Source organism: Micromonospora sp. CNZ285 (genome assembly GCF_004637285.1).
In genome coordinates this window covers 6467006-6487393 of sequence record NZ_SPQD01000001.1, presented here as the reverse complement: position 1 = coordinate 6487393, position 20388 = coordinate 6467006, and the positions used below count along the sequence as shown (strand labels likewise).

The 20388-nt window shown below is 70.1% G+C and carries 16 protein-coding genes and 4 pseudogenes; 6 read left to right on the top strand and 14 right to left on the bottom strand.

Annotated features, from left to right (window positions below; genetic code table 11):
* Positions 1 to 21: 21 nt before the first annotated feature.
* From CLT75_RS30080 to CLT75_RS30060, 5 genes are all read right to left on the bottom strand, one after another.
* Positions 22 to 516: a hypothetical protein gene (locus tag CLT75_RS30080; protein ID WP_013284249.1), complete on the bottom strand. Its 495-nt coding sequence runs from the start codon at positions 514 to 516 to the stop codon at positions 22 to 24.
* Between the two features lie 104 nt (positions 517 to 620).
* Positions 621 to 1196 carry a hypothetical protein gene (locus CLT75_RS30075; protein ID WP_135243481.1) on the bottom strand — a complete coding sequence of 192 codons (576 nt, stop codon included), beginning with the start codon at positions 1194 to 1196 and terminating at the stop codon, positions 621 to 623.
* Positions 1197 to 2098: 902 nt separating this feature from the next.
* Positions 2099 to 4054, bottom strand: coding sequence for a VWA domain-containing protein (locus CLT75_RS30070; RefSeq protein ID WP_135243480.1), 1956 nt, complete (start codon positions 4052 to 4054; stop codon positions 2099 to 2101).
* Between the two features lie 2 nt (positions 4055 to 4056).
* Entirely contained in the window at positions 4057 to 5559 is a 1503-nt protein-coding gene (locus CLT75_RS30065; protein WP_135243479.1) for a magnesium chelatase ATPase subunit I, read from the bottom strand.
* Positions 5560 to 5629: 70 nt separating this feature from the next.
* Positions 5630 to 6598 (bottom strand): aldo/keto reductase, encoded by a 969-nt coding sequence (locus CLT75_RS30060; protein WP_135243478.1) that lies wholly within the window; start codon positions 6596 to 6598, stop codon positions 5630 to 5632.
* 57 nt (positions 6599 to 6655) lie between these two features.
* Here CLT75_RS30060 and mgrA point away from each other — a divergent pair, with 57 nt between their 5' ends.
* Positions 6656 to 7645 carry an L-glyceraldehyde 3-phosphate reductase gene (gene mgrA, locus CLT75_RS30055; RefSeq protein ID WP_135243477.1) on the top strand — a complete coding sequence of 330 codons (990 nt, stop codon included), beginning with the start codon at positions 6656 to 6658 and terminating at the stop codon, positions 7643 to 7645.
* 1 nt (position 7646) lies between these two features.
* Here the strand turns inward: mgrA and CLT75_RS30050 are convergent, their stop codons facing one another.
* Complete coding sequence (locus CLT75_RS30050) at positions 7647 to 8543, bottom strand: lytic polysaccharide monooxygenase (protein ID WP_135243476.1); 897 nt, start codon at positions 8541 to 8543, stop codon at positions 7647 to 7649.
* Positions 8544 to 8698: 155 nt separating this feature from the next.
* Here CLT75_RS30050 and CLT75_RS30045 point away from each other — a divergent pair, with 155 nt between their 5' ends.
* A complete protein-coding gene (locus tag CLT75_RS30045) occupies positions 8699 to 11047 on the top strand; it encodes a DUF4153 domain-containing protein (protein ID WP_135243475.1) in 2349 nt (782 codons plus the stop codon).
* Positions 11048 to 11090: 43 nt separating this feature from the next.
* Here the strand turns inward: CLT75_RS30045 and CLT75_RS30040 are convergent, their stop codons facing one another.
* Together CLT75_RS30040 and CLT75_RS30035 are read right to left on the bottom strand one after the other, a co-directional pair.
* On the bottom strand, positions 11091 to 11432 hold the full coding sequence (locus CLT75_RS30040; RefSeq protein WP_135243474.1) for a VOC family protein: 342 nt from the start codon (positions 11430 to 11432) through the stop codon (positions 11091 to 11093).
* A pseudogene (locus tag CLT75_RS30035) lies at positions 11429 to 12372 on the bottom strand (AraC family transcriptional regulator). Before CLT75_RS30035 ends, CLT75_RS30040 begins: the two are co-directional and overlap by 4 nt.
* Before the next feature lie 71 nt (positions 12373 to 12443).
* Between CLT75_RS30035 and CLT75_RS30030 the strand changes: the two are divergent.
* Positions 12444 to 12929 carry an anthrone oxygenase family protein gene (locus CLT75_RS30030; protein WP_167796984.1) on the top strand — a complete coding sequence of 162 codons (486 nt, stop codon included), beginning with the start codon at positions 12444 to 12446 and terminating at the stop codon, positions 12927 to 12929.
* Positions 12930 to 12950: 21 nt separating this feature from the next.
* Here the strand turns inward: CLT75_RS30030 and CLT75_RS30025 are convergent, their stop codons facing one another.
* Entirely contained in the window at positions 12951 to 13349 is a 399-nt protein-coding gene (locus tag CLT75_RS30025; RefSeq protein ID WP_135243473.1) for a VOC family protein, read from the bottom strand.
* A 73-nt stretch (positions 13350 to 13422) separates the two neighbouring features.
* On the opposite strand from CLT75_RS30025, the gene CLT75_RS30020 reads away from it, so the two are divergent.
* Positions 13423 to 14037, top strand: coding sequence for a TetR family transcriptional regulator (locus CLT75_RS30020; protein ID WP_013284233.1), 615 nt, complete (start codon positions 13423 to 13425; stop codon positions 14035 to 14037).
* Between the two features lie 225 nt (positions 14038 to 14262).
* On the opposite strand, the gene CLT75_RS30015 is transcribed toward CLT75_RS30020, so the two are convergent.
* The 4 genes and pseudogenes from CLT75_RS30015 to CLT75_RS29995 form a co-directional block, all read right to left on the bottom strand.
* Entirely contained in the window at positions 14263 to 14679 is a 417-nt protein-coding gene (locus CLT75_RS30015) for a type II toxin-antitoxin system VapC family toxin (protein ID WP_135243472.1), read from the bottom strand.
* Positions 14661 to 14867: pseudogene (locus CLT75_RS33535) on the bottom strand (hypothetical protein); the annotation flags it as partial. The pseudogene CLT75_RS33535 and the gene CLT75_RS30015, both read right to left, overlap by 19 nt.
* Positions 14868 to 15317: 450 nt before the next feature.
* Positions 15318 to 15430: pseudogene (locus CLT75_RS33530) on the bottom strand (IS5/IS1182 family transposase); the annotation flags it as partial.
* A gap of 311 nt (positions 15431 to 15741) precedes the next feature.
* Positions 15742 to 16053 (bottom strand): hypothetical protein, encoded by a 312-nt coding sequence (locus tag CLT75_RS29995; protein WP_135243471.1) that lies wholly within the window; start codon positions 16051 to 16053, stop codon positions 15742 to 15744.
* A gap of 378 nt (positions 16054 to 16431) precedes the next feature.
* On the opposite strand from CLT75_RS29995, the pseudogene CLT75_RS29990 reads away from it, so the two are divergent.
* Together CLT75_RS29990 and CLT75_RS29985 are read left to right on the top strand one after the other, a co-directional pair.
* A pseudogene (locus CLT75_RS29990) lies at positions 16432 to 16924 on the top strand (transposase); the annotation flags it as partial.
* 724 nt (positions 16925 to 17648) lie between these two features.
* The gene (locus CLT75_RS29985) at positions 17649 to 18428 is read left to right on the top strand and encodes an IS5/IS1182 family transposase (protein WP_030275477.1); all 780 of its coding nucleotides are present in this window, start codon (positions 17649 to 17651) and stop codon (positions 18426 to 18428) included.
* Between the two features lie 656 nt (positions 18429 to 19084).
* On the opposite strand, the gene CLT75_RS29980 is transcribed toward CLT75_RS29985, so the two are convergent.
* Positions 19085 to 20386 carry an IS256 family transposase gene (locus CLT75_RS29980; protein WP_104113157.1) on the bottom strand — a complete coding sequence of 434 codons (1302 nt, stop codon included), beginning with the start codon at positions 20384 to 20386 and terminating at the stop codon, positions 19085 to 19087.
* Positions 20387 to 20388: the final 2 nt, after the last annotated feature.

The window sequence follows — 20388 nt, the reverse complement described above, 5'->3', positions numbered from 1 at the left end:
GGAGGTCAGCCGGTCTGACGGTCAGGCCAGGTGGGGCTGGCGGCGCAGCGCGCGGAGCTGGGCGAGGTGCAGCGGCAGGTGTACGCGGATGTGCAGGTCCAGCGCCCTACCCCAGGGCAGCGAGTCGTCCACATCCAGGTCGAAGCCCTCGCGTAGCACCGTGTCCACTGGTGTCTCCGCCGCCGGGCCGAGCCGCTCGGCCAGCGCGCACAACTTCTGACTGGTGGCCCGGAACAACGCGGCCAGGCCGTCCAGCCCGCCGCACTCGGACACCAGCGCGTCCAGTTGCGGACGGTGGATCGTGTCCAGGTCGTAGTAGGCGAACGGCGACCCGGCCAGCACCGCCTCGGTCGCCTCGCTCATCAACTCGTCGTTGGCGGCGAGGTGCGCGACGATCTGCTCGGCGCTCAACTGACCCTCGGGCGGTGGGCCGAACCCGCCCGCGTCGATCTCCGCGAACAACTCCTCGTACGCCTGCCGCAGTGCCGGGGCGTCCACCTCGTCCATGCCCCGCATCCAACCCTCACGGCCGCTGCGGCCACCCCGGCTACCGGGCTCGGTTCACCCGGACGCGTGAAGGCCGGCACCCCGTTGGTTCGGGGTGCCGGCCTTCGTGTCTCTTACTTGTTCCAGTGCTGGGCGACGAGGTCGGCGGCCTGCTGCTCCCACTGGGCGTAGTGGTCGGGGTAGGCGGAGACCTGGACGGTCTGGGCGGCCTTGGTCAGGGGCATGTCCTGCCAGCCGTCGACCTGCTTGAGGCCCTTCAGGAACGCGGTGGTGGAGTACTCGGGGTCGGTGATCTGCTCCACCGTGCCCCAACCACTGGAGGGGCGCTGCTGGAACAGGCCCTGCGAGTCGTGGTCGTTGCGGTCACCGAGGTGGCCGAGGTTCTCCAGCTTCGACTCCTGCAACGCCGTGGCGATCGACACGACGGCGGCGCGCTCGTCCATGCCGGCCTTCTTCGTCGCCGCGATGATCGCCTTCACGTTCTTGACCTGCTCGTCGTTCAGGTCGATGCGCGACTGGTCGCCCTGGACGCCGTGCGGGATCAGCTTGTCACCCTGCACGCTCACGCTCACCGGCTTCGCCGCGTGGGTGGTGTCGGCGGCGTGGGCGGCGACCGGACCGGCGAACACGCCACCGGTGAAAGCCAGACCAGCGATACCGAGAACGCTCTTCCGCAGAATCGTGTTCATCACAAGTGCTCCATTCGGGGGTCGACGCCCACACCAAGGGGGTTTCGGCGCGGGCGCGAGCACCACGTCAGGCGCTCAGAAAAGTCTTCGGGGGATCCGGCTGCTCGCGGGGCACGGGGAGTGCTGCCTTTGCGCGGCGCCAGGAAGCATGTCCAACGACCTGCCACCCGGCATCATTCCCGGGCCGGCTCACGCCGTCGGAACCATCGTCAACGACCAGCCGAGCGGGGTGATTCCCCGGGGCTCACGTCGCCGGAACCGTACTCAACGACCAGCCGGCCGGGATGATTCCCGGGCTCGCGGACGCCGCCAGGGCGCGCCGCCGGTGCTCGGTCGTTCGCCCGGTTACAACGCCACCCACCCGCCGACGATTCCGCCGTCAGAGTGCCGCCCACCACCCCCGAACCGGACACGCCACCCACGTCGGCACGGATGGCACCACAAGCGCCCGCCCCCGGCGCGGTCGATCATGAAGTTGGCGGCGACAAACCGGACACGAAATGCCGTCAAGTTCATGATCGACGCGACCTCGGCCGGGCTGACCCGGGCAGGGCTGGCCCAGGCAGGACTGACCCAGGGCGAGGGCTGACCCAGGGCGGGGCTGGCCCGAGCGGGGCCGGCTCGGTGCGGGGAGCGCGACGCCGCCGGGCGCTCGCCCGACCGGCCGCGCGATCTTGCAGTCAGGGCCCTTCGGGCGTCCCTTTTGCGAGGTTTGCCCGGCACGAAAGTGCAAGATCGCGGGGTGGCGCCGGGGAGGGGTGCGGCGATCTTGGAGTTGTGGTGCCTCGCTAACGGTGCGAAACGGGCATGTCCTGGCGCCACAACTCCAAGATCGATGAAGAGGACGGGACGGAGAGAGGACGGGACGGAGAGGGCGGGCGGGTGCCCGGGCGGGAGCGGGGTCAGCGGCGGCCGTGGCGGGCTCGTAGGTAGTCGGAGACGACGTATTCGCCCAGGTCGTCCAAGTCCGGGGTGAACATGCGGCCACCCGAGCGCCGTGCCACCGCGTCCACGAACCGGCGCAGTCCCGGATCGTCGCCCAGCATGAACAGGTTGAGCGTGGCACCGTACCGGGTCAGCCGGTCCACCTCCCGGATCGTCGCCGAGATGGTCTCCGGCAGCGGCGGCCAGTGGAAGTACGCCTCGCCGTCCTCCGGGTCCAGGTGCGCGGTGGGCTCGCCGTCGGTGACCACCAGCACGACCGGCTCGGCGCCCGGGTGGCGGCGCAGGTGCCGTCCGGCGATCCGCAGCGCGTGCTGGAGGTTGGTGCCCTGCTGCATGTCGGGCTCCACCGCCGCCAGCTCCTGCTGGGTGAGCGGCATCGCCTCCCGGCCGAAGCCGACGATCTGCAGCGCGTCCTGCGGGAACCGGGTCGCCATCAGGTGCGACAGGGCAAGCGCGGTCTGCTTCATCGGACCCCAGCGGCCCTGCGAGATCATCGAGTACGACAGGTCGACGCACAGCACCACAGCCGCCGACGCCCGCCGTTCGGTCTCCACCACCTCGAAGTCCTCGACCGCGAGCGGCACCGGCACCCCGGGGCCGGCCCGGCGTACCGCCCGGGTCAGCGTGCGCACCACGTCCAGCGGCTGCTCGTCGCCGTACTCCCAGGGGCGTGACGCCCCGCTCACCTCGCCTGCCGCGCCCGCCGAACGGAGGTCGTGCTGGCCGCGCGGGCCGGCGGTCAGGTCGGAGAAGACGCGCCGCAGCGCGGTGCTCGCGAGCCGGCGCAGCGCCTTCGGGCTGAGCGTCAGCCCGTCCGCGTCGCGGGTGACCCAGCCCTGGCGGCGCAGCTCGCGTTCCAGCTCCTGCAACCGGCGTACGTCGTCGGCGGCGTCCCGGCCCAGCGTGCGGGCGACGGCCTCCACGTCGACGTCGTCGAGTGTGGCGCCGGGCTGGTCCTGGTCGAGGGAGTCCAGCAGCTCGTCGAGTTCGGCGATCTCGTCGAGCGCGCCGGTGGCCTCGCCGTAGCCGAGCGGCTGGTCGCCGCGGACCCGCTCGCCGCGCTGCCAGTTCATGTCCGGCCGCAGCGACCGCAGGTGCGCGTCGAGCTGGGACAGTTCACCGGAGAGCCGGTCGCCGAGCGACTGGCGCATCAGCCCGGCGAGTTCCTCACGTTGCCGGTCCGACAGCGACCGCATGAGCCGCTCACCGGCGGCGGCCCGCCGGGCCAGTACGTCGATCAGCTCGTCGACGTCCTCGGGGCGTTCCGGGAAGAACTCGCCGTGGCGGCGCATGAACTCGGCGAACGCGTCGGTGGTGTCCTCGGAGCGGGCGTGCCGGGCGAGCAGGTCGTTGAGGTCGCGCATCATCTCGGCGAGCTGCCGCTGGACGGCCGGGTCGGCGGTGGCCCGGGCCGCGTCGCGCAGCCCGGCGAAACGCTGCTCCAGCACGTCGCCGCGCAGCCCGTCGAGGATCCGCTGGTACGTCTGCCGCGCCTCGGCGCTGGCCCAGTCGTACTCGGACAGCTCCGACACCGCGCGGGCGGTGGAGCGGGGCAGGTTGTCGAGCACGGCCTCGGCGAACCGGGCGTCGTCGCCGTCGCGGCCGCGCAGCTCGTCGCGTTCGGCGGCGAGCGCCTGGTCGAGCAGTGCCCGGGCCCGGGTGACGGCGCCGTCGAGGTCGCCCCGGCGCAGCGCCTCCCGGCGCAGGCGGCGGGCCCGGGCGGCCAGGTCGTCGAGCCCGCCGCGCCCCTGCGGGCCGCGTCGCAGCAGCTCGCGCAGGGATTCGCGCAGGCTGCCGCCGGCGAGCACGTCCGAGCCGACCGCGTCCACCGCGGCGCGCACGTCGTACGGCGGGGCGAGCGGGTCGGGTCCGCCGCGCCACTGCCCGTACCGGAAGCGGTTGCCGCCGGCCACTGTCAGTCCCGGTCCCCGTAGACGGTGCGCCCGGATTCGGTGACGTCCTTGCCGAGCCGGCGGGTCAGGTGCAGCCCTTCCAGCACGAACTCGATGCCGGCTGCCGCCTCCTCCGGGCTGGGCGCGTCGCCGAGGCCGAGCCGGTCGAGCACCTTGGCCAGCCCCGGCACGGTCCCGACCTGGCGCAACAGCTCGGACGAGGAGACCAGTTCCCCGGTCTCGACGGCACCGCCCTCGGCGACGATCGCGGTGAAGCCGGACAGGTCGAGCCCGGCGAGCCGGGCGCGGAACGTCTCGGCGGTGGCGGTACGCAGCAGGTGCGCGAGCACCTCGATCTCGCGTCCCTCCTCGCCGCTCTCGAACTCGACCTTGCCGCGCAGCGTGGAGGTCACCGACACGGTGTCCCCGATCCGGGCCACCGGCGCCTCCGGCCGGGACGCCGTCCCGGCGCCCCCACCCGAGGCACCGACGCCGGCACCAGCGCCGGCAGAGGCACCCGCCAGCAGACCGGAACGACGCAACGCGGCGGCGGCCACCGTCTCCGCGGCGGCGATGGCGAACCGGGCGGACACACCGGAGCGCGGGTCCACCGACGGCGACTCCCGCACGTCGCGGGCGAACCGGGCCAGCACCTCCAGCACGTGCTCCGGTACGACGGCGACCAGATCGGCCTCCTGCCGGATCAGCGCCAGCTCCAGGTCCAGGTCCAGCGGATAGTGGGTACGGATCTCCGCGCCGAACCGGTCCTTCAGCGGCGTGATGATCCGGCCCCGGTTGGTGTAGTCCTCCGGGTTGGCGCTGGCCACCAGCAGCAGGTCCAGCGGCAGCCGCAGCTGGTAGCCGCGGACCTGGATGTCGCGTTCCTCCAGCACGTTGAGCAGCGCCACCTGGATGCGTTCGGCCAGGTCGGGCAGCTCGTTGACGGCGAAGACGCCCCGGTTGGTACGCGGTACGAGCCCGAAGTGGATGGTCTCCGGGTCACCGAGCGTGCGGCCCTGGGCGAGGCGGATCGGGTCGACGTCGCCGATCAGGTCGCCGACGCTGGTGTCCGGCGTGGCGAGCTTCTCGCCGTACCGCATCGAGCGGTGCAGCCAGCCGATCGCCAGGTCGTCGCCGGCGGAGTCGACGAGCGCCTGGGACGCCGGGGTGAGCGGGTGCATCGGGTGCTCGTTGAGTACCGAGCCGGGGATCACCGGGGTCCACTCGTCCAGCAGCGCGCCGAGCGAGCGGATCAGCCGGGTCTTGCCCTGCCCGCGCTCGCCGAGCAGCACCATGTCGTGCCCGGCGAGCAGCGCGCGCTCGACCTCGGGCAGCACCGTGTCCTCGTAGCCCACGATGCCGGGGAAGCGGTCCTCGCCGGAACCCATCCGGGCGAGGAGGTTGTCTCGGAGTTCCTGTTTGACCGTGCGGTAGCGGTGGCCGGTCGCGCGCAGCTCGCCGAGCGTGCTCGGCAGGTCGGCGGGTGGCACCGGGGAAACCTGGTTGGGAGCGGTCACCCGACCCACGCTAGCGCGGTCCGATGACCGGCGGCGCCCGTCGTCACTCCCGTGACAGGGGACGCCACCGGAGCGCCGCTCACTTCCCGAGGCGGGCGCGGACCATCCGGGGTACGGCGGCCAGGCCGGTGACCGGGCGGAACGCGTGCGCGGCGGCGACCAGTGCGGCGTACTCGTCGTCGGCGAGGTCGATCTCGGCGGCGGCCGCGTTGCGTTCCATCTGCTCGACCCCGGAGGCACCGGGGATGGCCACCACGTTCGAGTGCCGCAGCACGTACGCGAGCGCGATCTGGCTCGGCGTGGCGTCGTGCGCGTCGGCCACCTCGCGCAGCGTGGCGATCAGCGCGGTGCCGCGTTCCAGGTTCTCCGGCAGGAAGTACGGGTTGGCCCGGCGTACCGCCCCGGCGGGCGGGTTCGTGGCGTCGTAGCGGCCGGAGAGGAAACCCTGCGCCAGCGGCGAGTACGCGATGACGATCCGGCCGGCCTGCTCCGCGTACGGGATGAGGTCTTCTTCGGGGCCGCGGTCGATCATGCTGTAGCGGACCTGGTTGCTCAGCACCCGGCGGCCCAGCGCTGCCTCGGCGAACCGCCACCGGCGCAGGCCGTAGTTGCTGACGCCGACCTCGCCGACCAGTCCGACGTCCTGCAGCGAGCGCATGCCGCGCATGGTGGTGGTGTCGGCGACCACCGGGTTGGCCTGGTGCACCTGGTAGAGGTCGATGCCGTCGACGCCGAGCCGGGCGGCGGAGGCGACCGCGCGCTGCTGCACCACCGGCGCGACCGGCAGCAGCGGGAAGATCTTGGTGGCGACCACGACCTTGGCCCGGTCGTCGCCCAGGGCCGCGCCAAGGATGCGCTCGCTGCGGCCGAAGCCGTACAGCTCGGCGGTGTCGAACAGGGTGACGCCCAGGTCGAGCGCCCGCCGGACGATCTCGGCGGCCCGGCGCTCGTACTCGGGGCCGTAGCCCCACTCCTTGGAGCCGAACTGCCAGGTGCCGAGGCCGATCTTGGAGATGGGCTTGGGGGTGTCGAGCCGCACGTAACGCATGAGGCCGAACGTACCCGGGCTGCTGCGTGCGCACTCCGGTCCGGACAGAATGGCCTGGTGACCTACCTCGCCAGCGACGACCGTTACCACGAGATGATCTACCGGCGCAGTGGCCGCAGCGGGCTGAAGCTGCCAGTCATCTCTCTCGGCCTGTGGCACAACTTCGGACCGGACCGCCCCTTCGAGCGGCAGCGCGACATCGTCCGCCGCGCCTTCGACCTCGGCATCACCCACTTCGACCTGGCGAACAACTACGGTCCGCCGCCCGGTTCGGCGGAGGAGAACTTCGGCCGGCTGCTCGCCACCGACCTGAAGCCGTACCGGGACGAGCTGGTGATCTCCAGCAAGGCCGGTTATCTGATGTGGCCCGGCCCGTACGGCGAGTGGGGTTCGCGCAAGTACCTGATCTCGTCGCTGGACCAGTCGCTGCGCCGCCTCGGGCTGGACTACGTCGACATCTTCTACTCGCACCGGTTCGACCCGGAGACTCCGCTGGAGGAGACGATGGGCGCGCTCGACGCGATCGTCCGCTCCGGCAAGGCACTCTACGTCGGCATCTCCAACTACGACTCGGAGCAGACCGAGCGGGCCGCCGCGATCCTGCGCGACCTGGGCACACCCCTGCTGATCAACCAGCCGTCGTACTCGATGATGAACCGCTGGACCGAGACCGACGGCCTGCTGGACACGCTGGAGCGCGTCGGCGCCGGCTGCATCGCCTACAGCCCACTCGCCCAGGGCCTGCTCACCGACCGTTACCTGAAGGGCATCCCGGCCGACTCCCGGGTGCGCACGAGCGTCTTCCTGAACGAGAGCGACCTCGACGAGGAGACGATGGCGACGGTCCGGGGGCTCGCCGCGGTGGCCGAGCGGCGCGGGCAGACCCTTGCTCAGCTCGCCCTGGCCTGGGCGCTGCGCGACCCGCGCATGACCAGCCTCATCATCGGCGCGAGCAGCGTCGGGCAGCTGGAGGGCAACGTGGCCGCGCTGAACAACCTCGACCTCGCCGGGGACGACCTGGCCGAGGTCGAGAGCCTGCTCGGCTGAGTCACCAGACGCGGCGCCGCCCGGCGCGGTGGTTGCGGACACCGCACGGCCGCCCGGGCGGCGGCCCGCCGGTCCGCCGCAGTCCGACCACCGCCGCCGCGAGCAGCGCGACGACGAGCGCCGCCGCGCCGACCACGAGCGGCCGGGACAGCGGTCCGCCGTCGGTCACCGTCGCGACCGGCACCGCCGGCTCGTCGTCGGCCGCCGCCCCGGCGAGGGTACGCGGAGGCGACGCGCTCGCCTTCGGCGCTGCCGGTGACGGGTCCGACGCACCGCGTGCCGCCCGGAAGATCACGTCCGAGCAGGAGTAGTACGTGTCCTGGGTGTCCGAGTTCTGCCAGATGACGTAGACGATGTGCCGGCCGGTACGCCCGGCGGGCAGCCGCCCCCGCATCTCGTACGCGCCCGCGCGGATCGGCGGGTCCGTGACCTCGAGGAACGGCTTCTCCTCCAGGTCCGCCCAGGTCAGCACGCGCCGAGGCGAGTACGAGCCGGTGGTGACGTAGTACCGGAACGTGCCCCGGTGCGGGATGGTGGTGCGGTAGCGGAACGTGTGCCGGGCACCGGCCGTGAGCGTGGTGGCCGGCCAGTCGGCGCGCGCCAGGTCCAGTCCCCGGTACGCGGACAGCCCGCCGCTGCACAGCTCCCCGTCCGGGATGCGTTCCCGGTCCCGCCCGTCGATCCGGGCCACCCGGATGTTGTCCCACTCGCGTACCGCCGCTCCGGCGGCGACCGCGGCCCGGCAGGCGGGCGTCTGCGCCCGGCCACCCTCGGGTCCGCACGCGGCGGACCGGCTCAGCGGGCTGGTCGGCGCACCGTGCGCCGCGGCCGGCGCGGCGGTCAGCGGCACCGTCGAGGCGACGGCGGCGAGCGCGGCGAACGCGCGACGTGCGGCCATGTGATCGACCTCCCGCGCACTGGTACGGCCGCGAGCCGCCAAAGGTTCGATCCGCGACGATCGGCCCGGGCGGCATGACCGAACGGACAACCGGGGCGGCGACGGACGCCTGATGGGCCCTAGAGTGACGAAACCCTGTGATCGAGGAGCGTCCCTTGTCCGATCCGGTCCCGTCCCCCGAGTCGTCCCGCGCCGCCCCCGCGGCCGGGCCCGCGCCGGGCGACGTTCCCGCCCCCGCACAGCCGTACCTGCTGGTCGTGCCCACGATGGAGGGCGCTCCCGCGCCGGTGCCGTGGCCCGGTGCCGAGGGGCAACCAGGCTGGGCCATTCCGGTCAGCGTGCCGCCCGGCACCCAGGGGTACGCGTTGTTCGTTCCGCTGGTCCCGGCGGCCGTCCAGCCGACGGTGGCCGGCCAGCCCGCGGGGGCGGTGCCCGCCCAGGCCACCGCGCCCGCCGCCGAGCGCTCCCCCGTGGAGGGCGCCGCCCCCGCCGCCGCACCGGTCGACCGGCCGGCGGGCGGAGAGCCTGTCGCTGCCTCGCCGGACGCCGCTCCGCCGGACGCCGTTCCGGCGGCTCGCCGGGAGCAGGAGGGCGGAACGTCCCCGGCCACCGGCGACGCGGCATCGTCCACGTCGGATGCCGCCCCGGCGGCTTCGGCCAGTACCCAGGCGGCCGGCTCGAAGCCGGCCGTCGCAGGCGCCGCCGCAGCGGAGGCGGCCACGACCGGCTCCGGTGAGGCCGGCGCGCGTCCCGGCGGCGGCGCTCCGCAGACGGCCACGCCCGCGACGTCCGGCCCGCCGGGAGCCTCGCAGACGCCTGCCGCTCCCCCAGGCACGCCGCCGGCCTCCGGGTCATGGGCTGCGCCGGGTGCGCAACGCGCTCCGGGCACGCCGCCTCCGCACGGCGGTGGGCCGGTGCCCGCGCCGGCGTACCCCGGAATGGGGTGGAGCGGGCACCCGCAGGCGCCGACGTGGGCGCCGCGACCTCATGTGCCGCGGACCTCGTTCCTCGGCGCGCGGTGGCCCGGCCCGAAGGCGGCGACCGGGCGGGCGGTGCCGCTCGCGGTGCTGGCCGCCGCGGTCGGCAGCGCGGTCTTCGTGCCGCTCGGCCGCGTCGGCGTCGGCTGGTTCCTGGGGTGGCTCACGCTCACGCTCGCGGTGGGGCTGGCGGTCCGGTCGAAGACCGCGGAGCTGCCGCGCGCCGACAAGCTCATCCGGGCCGGGTGGGCGGTGGCCGCGCTGGCCCTGATCGCCGTGCCGGCGTTCCGCAACGCCTGGTGGCTGGTGACGTTCTGCGTGCTCGGCGCGCTCGGCTGCGCCACCCTCGCGATCATCGGCGGGCGGCTGGTGCGCTCGGTCCTGTTCGGCCTGGTGGCGACGCCGTTCGCGGCGTTGCGCGGCCTGCCGTGGGTACGCCGGCACATCACCGCCTCGCCGCAGGAGGCGACGGTGCGCAAGGTGACCGTCTCGGTGGTCGCCACGGTCGTGGTGCTCGTGGTCTTCGGCAGCCTGCTCGCGTCGGCCGACGCGGCGTTCTCCGAGGCGCTCGGCTCGCTCGTCCCTGAGATCAACGTCGGTACGGTGTTCGGCTGGCTGTTCCTCGCAGTGGTGGGCGGCCTGATCGCTGTGGCCGCGCTCTACACGCTCGCCGCGCCGCCCGACCTGTCCACCGTGGATCGAGAGGGCGAACGCCGTCTCGGCCTGCTGGAGTGGGCCCCGGCCATCGGCGCGCTCACGCTGCTGTTCGCCGGGTTCGTGGTGGTGCAGTTCACCACGCTCTTCGGCGGGCAGCAGCACGTACAGCGGGTCGCCGGGCTCAGCTACGCAGAGTACGCGCGCAGCGGCTTCTGGCAGCTGCTCTTCGTCACGCTGCTGACGGTGGCGGTGCTCGGCGGGGTGAGCCGCTGGGCACGCCGGGAACGGCCGGTCGAGCGGATCATGCTGCGCGTGCTGCTCGGGCTGATCAGCGCGCTGAGCGTGGTGATCGTGGCGTCGGCGCTGTCCCGGATGTGGACGTACCAGAAGGTCTACAGCTTCACCGGTGAGCGGATCTTCGTGATGGCGTTCGAGATGCTGCTCGGCACGGTCTTCCTGATGATCATCGCGGCCGGCGTCAAGTGGCGGGGCCGGTGGATCCCCGGCACCACGCTCGCACTGGCGGTGGCCATGCTGCTCGGCCTGGCCGTGCTCAACCCGGAGGACTACGTCGCCCGCCGCAACACCCTGCGGTACGAGCAGACCGGCAAGATCGACGCCTGGTACCTGCGGGCGCTGTCCGCCGACGCCACCCCGGCGCTCGCCAAGCTCCCCGACCCGGTCCGCCGGTGCACGCTGAGCTGGATCGCTGACGACCTCGCCGAGCCCGACCCCTGGTACGCCTGGAACCTGGGCCGCCAGCGCGCCCGTAAGGCCCTCGACGAGGTCGGCCCGCAGGCGATCGGCGGCCCGAAGGACTGCCGCCGGGCCGACCAGTTCGACCTGCCGAAGACGCGGCGTCCGCGCTGACGCCACCGGTCGGGCCGCGAATCCACGCGGCCCGGCCGGACCGTCAGGCCGGGCCGCCGCCGAAGCCGATCTCGTTGCCGTCCGGGTCGTGGAAGATCACCTTGCGGACGCCGTTGTCGTAGGTCTCCTGCGCAGTCGGCGTCAGACCGCGGGCGGTGATCGCCGCGACGCGGGAGTCGAGGTCGTCGACGAAGACCGTCTGCATGGCATGACCGGCGTGCTCGGGCCGCACGTCGACGTAGAGGTAGCGGTGCTCGGCCAGCTCCCACACCGCCTCGCTGTCGTTCGGCCGGAACTGCGGCGGGGCGCCGAGCAGCCGCTCGTACCAGTCCGTCGCCACCGCGAGATCGCGCACCGGGACGCCGGCGAACAGGTCGACAGTCATCCGGCCAATCTATCCGGGTCGACGTGCCGGCGCGGGCTCACGCCGTACCGGCGTTTGAACGCCGTACTCAGGGCGAACGAACTGCCGTAGCCGACCCGGCGGGCCACCGCGCCGACTGTGGCGCCGGGCTCGCGGAGCAGGTCGGCCGCGAGCGCCAGCCGCCAGCCCGTCAGGTACGCCATGGGCGGCTCGCCGATCAGCGCGGTGAAGCGCCGGGCCAGCGCCGCCCGCGACATCCCCACCTCCGCGGCGAGTGACGCCACCGTCCACGGCCGGGCCGGGTCGTGGTGCAGCATGCGCAGCGCGTGGCCGACCACCGGATCGGCGTACGCCAGATACCAGGCGGGTGCGGCGGCACCCGGCCGGGCGAACCACTCCCGCAGCGCGGCGATGAGCAGCAGGTCGAGCAGTCGGTCGAGCACCGCCTCCTGGCCGGGGTCGTCCTTGACGATCTCGGCGGCCAGCAGCGGCACCAGCGGCGTGTCCCAGGATTCGCGCCGGACCACCGCCAGCGGCGGCAGCGCGTCCAGCAGCCGCCGCCCGACAGTTCCCCGCACCGGGTACGTGCCGGTAAGCAGCACGGTCCGACCGCCCGGCCCGTTGCCCCAGGTGCGTACGCCCCACCGCGTCATCGCGAGCAGCTCGCGCCCGTCCGGTGTGGTGCATCGCTGGCCCGGGTGCACGACCACCTGCGGCGCCGTGGCCGGGTCGTCCGCCACCGTGTACGGGGCCGGGCCGCGCACGATCGCCACGTCACCGCCGGTCAGCCGCGCGGCCTCGCCCTCCCCCGGCACGATCCAGCCGTCCCCGCGCACCACGGCGACGAGCGTGAGCGGCGCCTCGTCCCGGATCAGCATCGACCAGGGCGGGGTGAGGATCGAGCGCAGCAGGAAGGCGCCCCGCGCCCGGGGCCGTCGAGCAGGCCGGAGACGGCGTCCACGGAGACGATTGAACACAGGATCGCGCGTCCTGGCCATGGGCCGTCTCACCGCGCGGCGGTTCGATGAGGACATGCGACTCGTACAACAACTGACGCTGGTCGGCGCCACAGTCGGGGCCGGGCTGATGGCGGGCCTGTTCGCCGCGTTCGCGTACGCCGTGATGCCGGCGCTGCGCGGCGCGGACGACCGCACGTTCGTGGACGCGATGCAGCGCATCAACGTCACCATCGTCAACGGCTGGTTCCTGCTGGCGTTCCTGGGTACGCCGGTGCTGGCGGCGCTCGCGGCGGTGCTGGCGTGGCGCGGGGCGGCCCGGCCGGCGCTGCCGTGGATCGTCGCCGGGCTCGCGCTGTACCTGGTGATGTTCGTCGTCACCGTGGCGGTGAACGTGCCGTTGAACGACGCGCTCGCGGCGGCCGGGGCGGCGGATCTCGGTGCGGCGCGGGAGCGCTTCGAGTCCGCCTGGGTCACCTGGAACGTGGTGCGGACGCTGGCGAGTACGGCCGGGTTCGGCGCGCTGTGCTGGGCGCTGGTGCTCGCGGGCCGCGCCGCTTGAGCGCCGTTTGCCTGCGAGATGCTAGGAGATGAACCTGTCCGCGTACTCCTCCGCAGGTTCCACGTTGGTGATGACGTCGATCAGGACACCGTCCGGGCCGGCGAGGATGAAGTGCCGCTGTCCGAACTCTTCGGTCCGGACGGGAAGCACGACCTCCAGGTGCCGCAGGCGCTCCCACTCGGCGTCGACATCGTCCACCTCCAGGTTGAGCAGCATCCCACTGGCGACCGGCCCGCGGTAGGCCGCCGGGATCGTCTCGTGGCTGCTGTCCAGCACCGCCAGTTCCCAGTTGTCGCGGCGCAGGCTCACGTACCACTCCGTCTCGAAGGTCGTCTGGAACCCGAAGTGCTCGCGGTAGAAGGCCGCAGCCGAGGTCACGTCGGTCGTCATGAGGACCGGGTACGAGCTGGCGAGTGTCATGGCGAACTCCTTTACATACACTGTGCAGGTAAAGGAATATACATACACGGAGCATGTAAAGGAAGAGTGCGGCATGGCGCGAGCCACCAAGGAGCAGAGCGAGATCACCGGCCGGCGCATCCGGGACGTCGCGACTGCCCTGTTCGCCGAACGCGGCTACACGGCCGTCCGCCTGGAGGAGGTGGCCGCCGCAGCCCAGGTCACCAGGGGTGCGGTCTACCATCACTACCGCAACAAGCAGCACCTGTTCGAAGCCGTCGCAGCCGCCGCGCAACAGCGGGTCGCCGCTGCGGTCGCCAGCGCTGCCGAAGCGGTCGCCGATCCATGGGACGGCCTGGTCGCCGGCTGCCGGGCGTTCCTCACCGCCAGTGTCGACGACACACACCGGCGGATCCTGCTGGTCGACGCGCCCGCGGTGATGGGTTGGCGCACGTGGCGCAGCCAGGACGCGGCCGCTTCCGGGCACCACCTGGCCGAGGCGGTGGCCACGCTGGCAGCAGCCGGGCACCTTGAGGTCAACTCGCCCGAGGCAACTGCCACCTTGCTCTCCGGCGCGATGAACGAGGCAGTGCTACGGATCGCCGAAGCCCCGGACCGGGACGCCGCATTGGTCGAGACGTGGCCCGATCTGCTGCGCCTGCTTCAGTGCCTCCGCGGGCCGCGCACCGCACCCGTCCGGCACGGTTAGCTGGTGGTGCGGCCTTCGAAGGTGATCGCGAAGGCGCTTGCCGCCCGCCACCGCAGATGCGGCAAAACGCCCTGACACGGGATCACGTCCCCACCAGGGCGTTTTCGCTCGGGTGGGCCGGAGGTACCACCACGCGAACCACAGTACGACGATCGCCGGTGAGCCGTTTCCGCTCAGGATGGCCGGTCCAAGGGCACCGGCCCGATGATCCTCGGGCGACCACCGTCAGGACGCGGCGAGAAGTCGGATCTCGCAGCGGACGCCGCCGGCCTTGGCGAGCTGGCAATCACTTGTCACGAGTGGGCATTCCATCAGCTCCGCCGCCGCGACGTAAGCCGCGTCGTACGCCGTGACATTGACCCGCAACTGCCACATCCGGTCAAGCAGCATGGCGATACCAACCTCGTCGATGACCAACGAGGGCAGGGTGTCGACCGCCTCCTGCGCCCGAGCAAGGCCAAGCTTCCCACCGAGGACCTTGCCTCTGATCACGGACATGACCTCGACCAACAGATGGCCCGGCGCGGCCCAGTGTGGATCTCTGGAGAGTTCCGCCCGTGCCACGTCGCCGACCGGCCCGTCGTCAACCAGGGCGTCGGCCAGAACCGACGCATCGACGACGATCACGCAGCGCTTCCCCATGGTCCGCGCTGCTCCCGCTGGTCACTCAACTCGGCGGCACTCCCCCCCGGCATTGAGCGAGCACCGTCCGACCGGCCGGCGAAGCGGTCAAGGGCTGCCGTGTTCCGCAGCCGTCGAGCCTGCACCTCCACCAACTCCAGCAGGTACGCCTGGAGTGACTGCCCGCGCGCCTTGGCCTGGGCGGCTAGGTGTAATGCCCATGAGGGTTGTTGACGGCGTGGCGGCTTGAGACGAGGCGAGACCTCCGGCGAGGTGTGAGGTGCTGACGCCCACACGGAACCGGAGGTCTCCATAGCGGCATCTCTCGATGAGAAAATGCCGCTCGACCTGCACAAAACAAGGTGGAGCCGAGGGGACTCGAACCCCTGACCCCCACACTGCCAGAATGGTGAGCCTCGTCACGGCCAATGCCGGACCCTACCGAAACCTGCTACCAAGTGCGGATATGCACCCATGACTATGTCATATTTTGCCGCGCCCCGCCAGCTGACATCGGCTGTTCGATCTTGATTTGTGACGCCTCCTGTGACGCGCCAGATTGTGGGGCAGCCGTCTCGGAACGATGAGCACCGATCGAGACGAGCGCCTGTCGCCAGGATCACGGATCGACCGGTACGCATCCCTGAAGGGGTGCCTACGATCGCTTCCTGCACGTACCGCCAAGCGGTGCAACACCGATCTCGAATCCGGCGGTGAGACGAGCGCAGGTATCGCCGTTGCTCGGCTCAGCCACAGCGAGCAAGGCATGCCGTGCCGCACTTCGTCGAATGCATAGACAACAGTCAACCTCGTGGCGGCGAACGAACGACTAATCTTCAACCGCTCGACGTGGACCACCCGGCCTGTCGTGTCGGCGCCGACGCGAACCCGCTCGTCGATCACGGCCGTCAGCCGAGCGTCGAGCAGGATCCCGCCGCCGACCAGAAGGGTGCCCAGGACAACCGCCAGGACCAACCTCAGCTCTCGTCGGCCGAACGTGCTCGCCATTCCCGGCCGTCCTTGTGTCTCGGTCCAATGGCCAGTCGGTGGGTGGGACGAGTGCATTGTAGAGCGTTCCGACGCCTACGTTGATGGCGTCGACAGCCGCATCGACCTTACGCGGACGGCTGATGGAATAAATCGACAACGATGCACGTTGTTGCTGATCGAATGGGCGACATCGAAGAATTGACCGCCAAACTTTTTGACAAGGAGTTTGCTGGACAGCAGCTTGCCCGCCTCGCCCGATACCATGCCGAGTAATGCCCCACCGAAGGCTTTAATGGCATCGCCGATCTTGCCGGCGATAAAGAACAAAACACCCGCAAGGATCCCGGCGATCATTCCCAGCACGGCGCAGGGCTGGCAGATGAAGCCGGGCAGGAGGCCCAGCACCGTGCTTGCGACGTCGAAGACCTTCGCAATTTTCGCGGCGAGGACTATGGAATCTACTCTTTCTTCTTATCCTGACGTTGGGCCGGTTTGTCCTTCTGAGGCTTCTTGACCGGCTTCGGCTTCTTGCCTCCACTTTTCGGCTGCGACCTCTTCCGCACCTTCGCCCAGTCGTCGTAGCCACAAGAGCCATGACAGCCGTCATTGTTGCCAGGCTTTACAACGACGTTCCCATTTATGTATTCGCAGTCTGCGCCTGGCCCGCACCTATAATCAGCAGGACTTCAGCCCGGATGGGTCCGACAACGTCACGGGGCTATTATTGTTGTACGCGAATGGGTTCCACTGTTGTGGATCAGACACGTCTACGATCGGGTCGACGCTGTGTGGCCGCGATCGATCGTACAAACGGGTGTCGTGCATCTGCTGCGCAACTCGTTTTGCCACGCCGCAAGGCAGGACTGGGACAAGATCGCCAAAGCGCTCAAGCCGGTCTACACCGCGGCGACCGAGGACGCCGCGACCGATCGGTTCCTCGAGTTCGCCGACACTTGGGGCAAGAAGTATCCGGCGATCGTCAGGCTGTGGGAATGCTTGGGCCGAGTTCGTGCCGTTCCTGGCCTTCGACGTCGAGATCCGCAAGGTCATCTGCTCCACGAACGCGATCGAGAGCGTGAACGGCCGTATCCGCAAAGCCGTGCGTGCTCGCGGCCACATCCCCACCGAGCAAGCCGCACTCAAGTGCGTCTACATGGCGTTGATGAGCCTCGACCTGACCGCGCCGGGCGCCGGCGGTGGACCATGGCGCTGGAAGGCCCCGCTGAACGCCTTCCATATCGCCTTCGAAGGCCGGCTCACCCTCGCCAACGACTGACCACCTCGACAACCAAGATCAGCCGTTAACTTGATAGACCCCCTGCTCTGTATGCGCCACGTGCCCAGAAAGGGCTGCCTGACCGCCCGGTCCGGCTGACCTTCGTCGAGGGAACACACCGCCCGACGTTCCGGCACGAAGATGGCCGAAGCCTTGACCGACCCTCGCAGGGTAGGCAGACTTCGAAGGTCATAAGATGACCTTAGCACCTTCTTTCAATTTTTAGTTACAGGCGACTACGGATCTGGTACTACCAGGTAGAATGAAGGCTTGATGTCTGAGATATCTCCAGTAACGCAAGCGCTTGCCACTGTTCAGCGGGACGTCGATGCCACTTTTACGGGCACGATAACCCTGAAACTCCGTTGGGTGAACGACGAACTTTTTATAGCACTGAGCGATGGCCGCTTTCATGGTGAGCCCGTATCAGATTTAGTGGCGACCAGCCCTGCCTCGCTGCTCGGCCGTATAGCCGAAGCGGCACAGGACACAATAATGGGCGTGCTCTGGCAGGTATGGCCGACGTGCCCCCTTCACAATACAGGGGCGCATATAAGCGTTCATTCCACCGAAGACATCGATCGGTCGGTCCACCAAAAGAAAGAGCAACCTTACTGGTGGTGCGGCACTGGTTCACCTCACCTAATTGCTCCAGTTGGGCATCTAAGGGACGTCTCGTAACCCCGGTGTCTGTCTAGTCAGGACGATCGGTCAGGATCCCTGGGTGCAGGTGATCACCGCAGCCAACCCTGACTGGATCTTCCCGTTCACTGGGCTGCAGCCCGCCCAGTTCTGCAAGCTGGTCCGGCTGGTCGCCGAACGCGGCGGGGACGGCATCGCCGACGGCCGGCCGGGTCGGCAGTGGGCCCTGGATCTCGCCGATCGGGTGCTGCTGGTCGCCACCTACTGGCGCACGAACCTGACCATGCGGCAGATCGGCCCGCTGTTCGGGGTGTCGCACTCCGCAGCGCACCGGGTCATCGACACCCTCGCGCCGCTGCTGGCCCTGGCGCCGGTGCGTAAACGGCCGGTCGAGCAGATCGCCATCGTCGACGGCACCCTGATCCCCACCCGCGATCACCGCCTGGCAGCCCGGAGCAAGAACTACCGGTACTCAACGAACCTGCAGGTCGCCATCGACGCCTCCACCCGCCTGGTCATCGCCGTCGGCGACCCGCAGCCCGGCAACCGCAACGACACCATCGTCTACCGCACCTCCGGCATTGCCGAGAAGCTGGACGGGCGGCCGGTGATGGCCGACGGCGGCTACCGCGGCAACCCCGAGGTGATCATGCCGTACCGCAAGCCCACCGACGGCAGCACACTGCCGGACTGGAAGGAAGCCCTCAACATCGAACACCGCACCGTCCGAGCAGGGGTCGAACACGCCCTGGCCAGGATGAAGTGCTTCAAGATCCTGCGCGACTACCGCCGCGCCGCCCACACATTGACCGACGCCGCTTCCGGCATCGCCAACCTCCACAACATCATCCTCGCCGGCTGACCACCGGCCCCATCCCACGCAACGCCTTCACCCAGTTACGAGACGTCCCTTAGCCAGAGGCGAATAGACCCACGGGACAATACCAACCGGCGCAGCCGGCGGGGATCAGGACAGGGCGACATCCATGGCAGGCCACGACGTAGCTCAGTTCGCAATGGCGACGGACTGGACCGACGTAAATCACGCGCCCCGCTCCGCCCTGCCCTGCCCCCGTGTCGGATCACAATTGCCAAGTGCCGTAGCCCGCTAACGTGGCAGGCCGCCCCCCAGGCAGAACAAGGGTTCCTGAAAATTCAATGCGCACAGTACTCCCCCGTTTTAACTCGAATCGCGACTCAGTCCCTCTAGGCCGGCCCCCCGGTACTGGGGCACCCCATGCCCCGTGGAACATGTATGTCCCCGGCTCGGGATGGCCGTAGTTGCGGTTGAGGATGACAGCTTCTCCGTCGACGTAGATCGAGTAACTTAAGTCAACGGCGTAGGCTGTCCGCGCCTCACCGATCAACTTTGCGCCCCACTGGAACGAACATCGCTCCGACTCCCATTCACAGACGGCCTGACCGGATACGCAACCAGCAGTTTTACACTGCGTCTCTAGACCCATCCCATACACATCGGGTCTGTCAAACGAACGGTGTAACTCGGGTTGTTGACGGTTACTTACGGCCTGCGGAGAGGCGTCCTTCGAAGGCGATGTCGAAGGCGTTCAGGGCTGGTTTCCAGCGCATGGTCCACCGCCGGCGGCCCTGCCCGGTCGGGTCCAGGCTCATCACCGCGAGGTAGACGCACTTGAGCGCGGCTGCCTCGTTCGGGAAGTGCCCACGGGCGCGGACGGCCCGGCGGATGCGGGCGTTGACGCTTTCGATGGCGTTGGTGGAGCAGACGACGGTGCGGATCTCGGCGTCGAAGGCCAGGAACGGCACGAACTCCGCCCACGCCTGCTCCCACAACCTGACGATCGCCGGATACTTCCCGCCCCAGGCTTCGGTGAACTCGGCGAACCGGGCTCGGGCAGCCGACTCGGTCGGCGCGGTGTAGACGGGCTTGAGAGCCTTGGCGATGGCGTCCCAGTGCTGCCGGCCGGCATACCGGAACGACGCCCGCAGCAGATGAATCACGCAGGTCTGCACCACCGCTTCCGGCCACACCTCACCGATCGCATCCGGCAGGCCCTTGAGCCCGTCGCAGACCACCATGCACGCGTCCGCGACGCCCCGGTTCTTGAGCTCGGTGAGGACCTGCAGCCAGAACTTGGCGCCCTCGCCGCCATCGCCGGCCCACAGACCGAGGATGTCGCGGGTGCCCTCGACGGTGACGGCCAGGGCCAGGTAGATGGGCCGGTTGGCGACCTTCCCGTCGCGGATCTTCACGTGCACTGCATCGAGGAAGATCACCGGGTAGACCGGGTCCAGGGGCCGGTTCTGCCACTCGGTCATCCCCTCGACGACCTTGTCGGTGATCGTTGAGATCGTCTGCCGTGACACGTCGGCGCCATACACCTCCGCCAGGTGGGCCTGGATCTCCCCGGTCGTCAGGCCTTTGGCCGACAGCGAGATAACCATGTCGTCAACGCCGGACAACCGACGCTGGCGCTTGCGCACAATCTGCGGTGTGAACGACCCGTCGCGGTCACGCGGCACCTCAATCTCGACCGGGCCGACGTCCGTCAGCACCGTCTTGGCCCGCACACCGTTGCGGGAGTTCCCGCCGTTCTTGCCCGCCGGGTCGCCCTTGTCATAGCCCAGGTGATCGGTGATCTCACCTTCCAGGGCTGACTCCAGGACACGCTTCGTCAGCTGCTGCAGCAAACCGCCGTCACCGGTCAGCTGCAGACCCGCCGCACGGGCCTGCTCCACCAGCTGGCCGACCAGCTCCGCGTCGAGACCCTCCGCCGGTTGCCCCGGCACGTTCTTCGCCACCGCGGCAGTATCCACGGCGATCGTCGATCCATCAGACATCA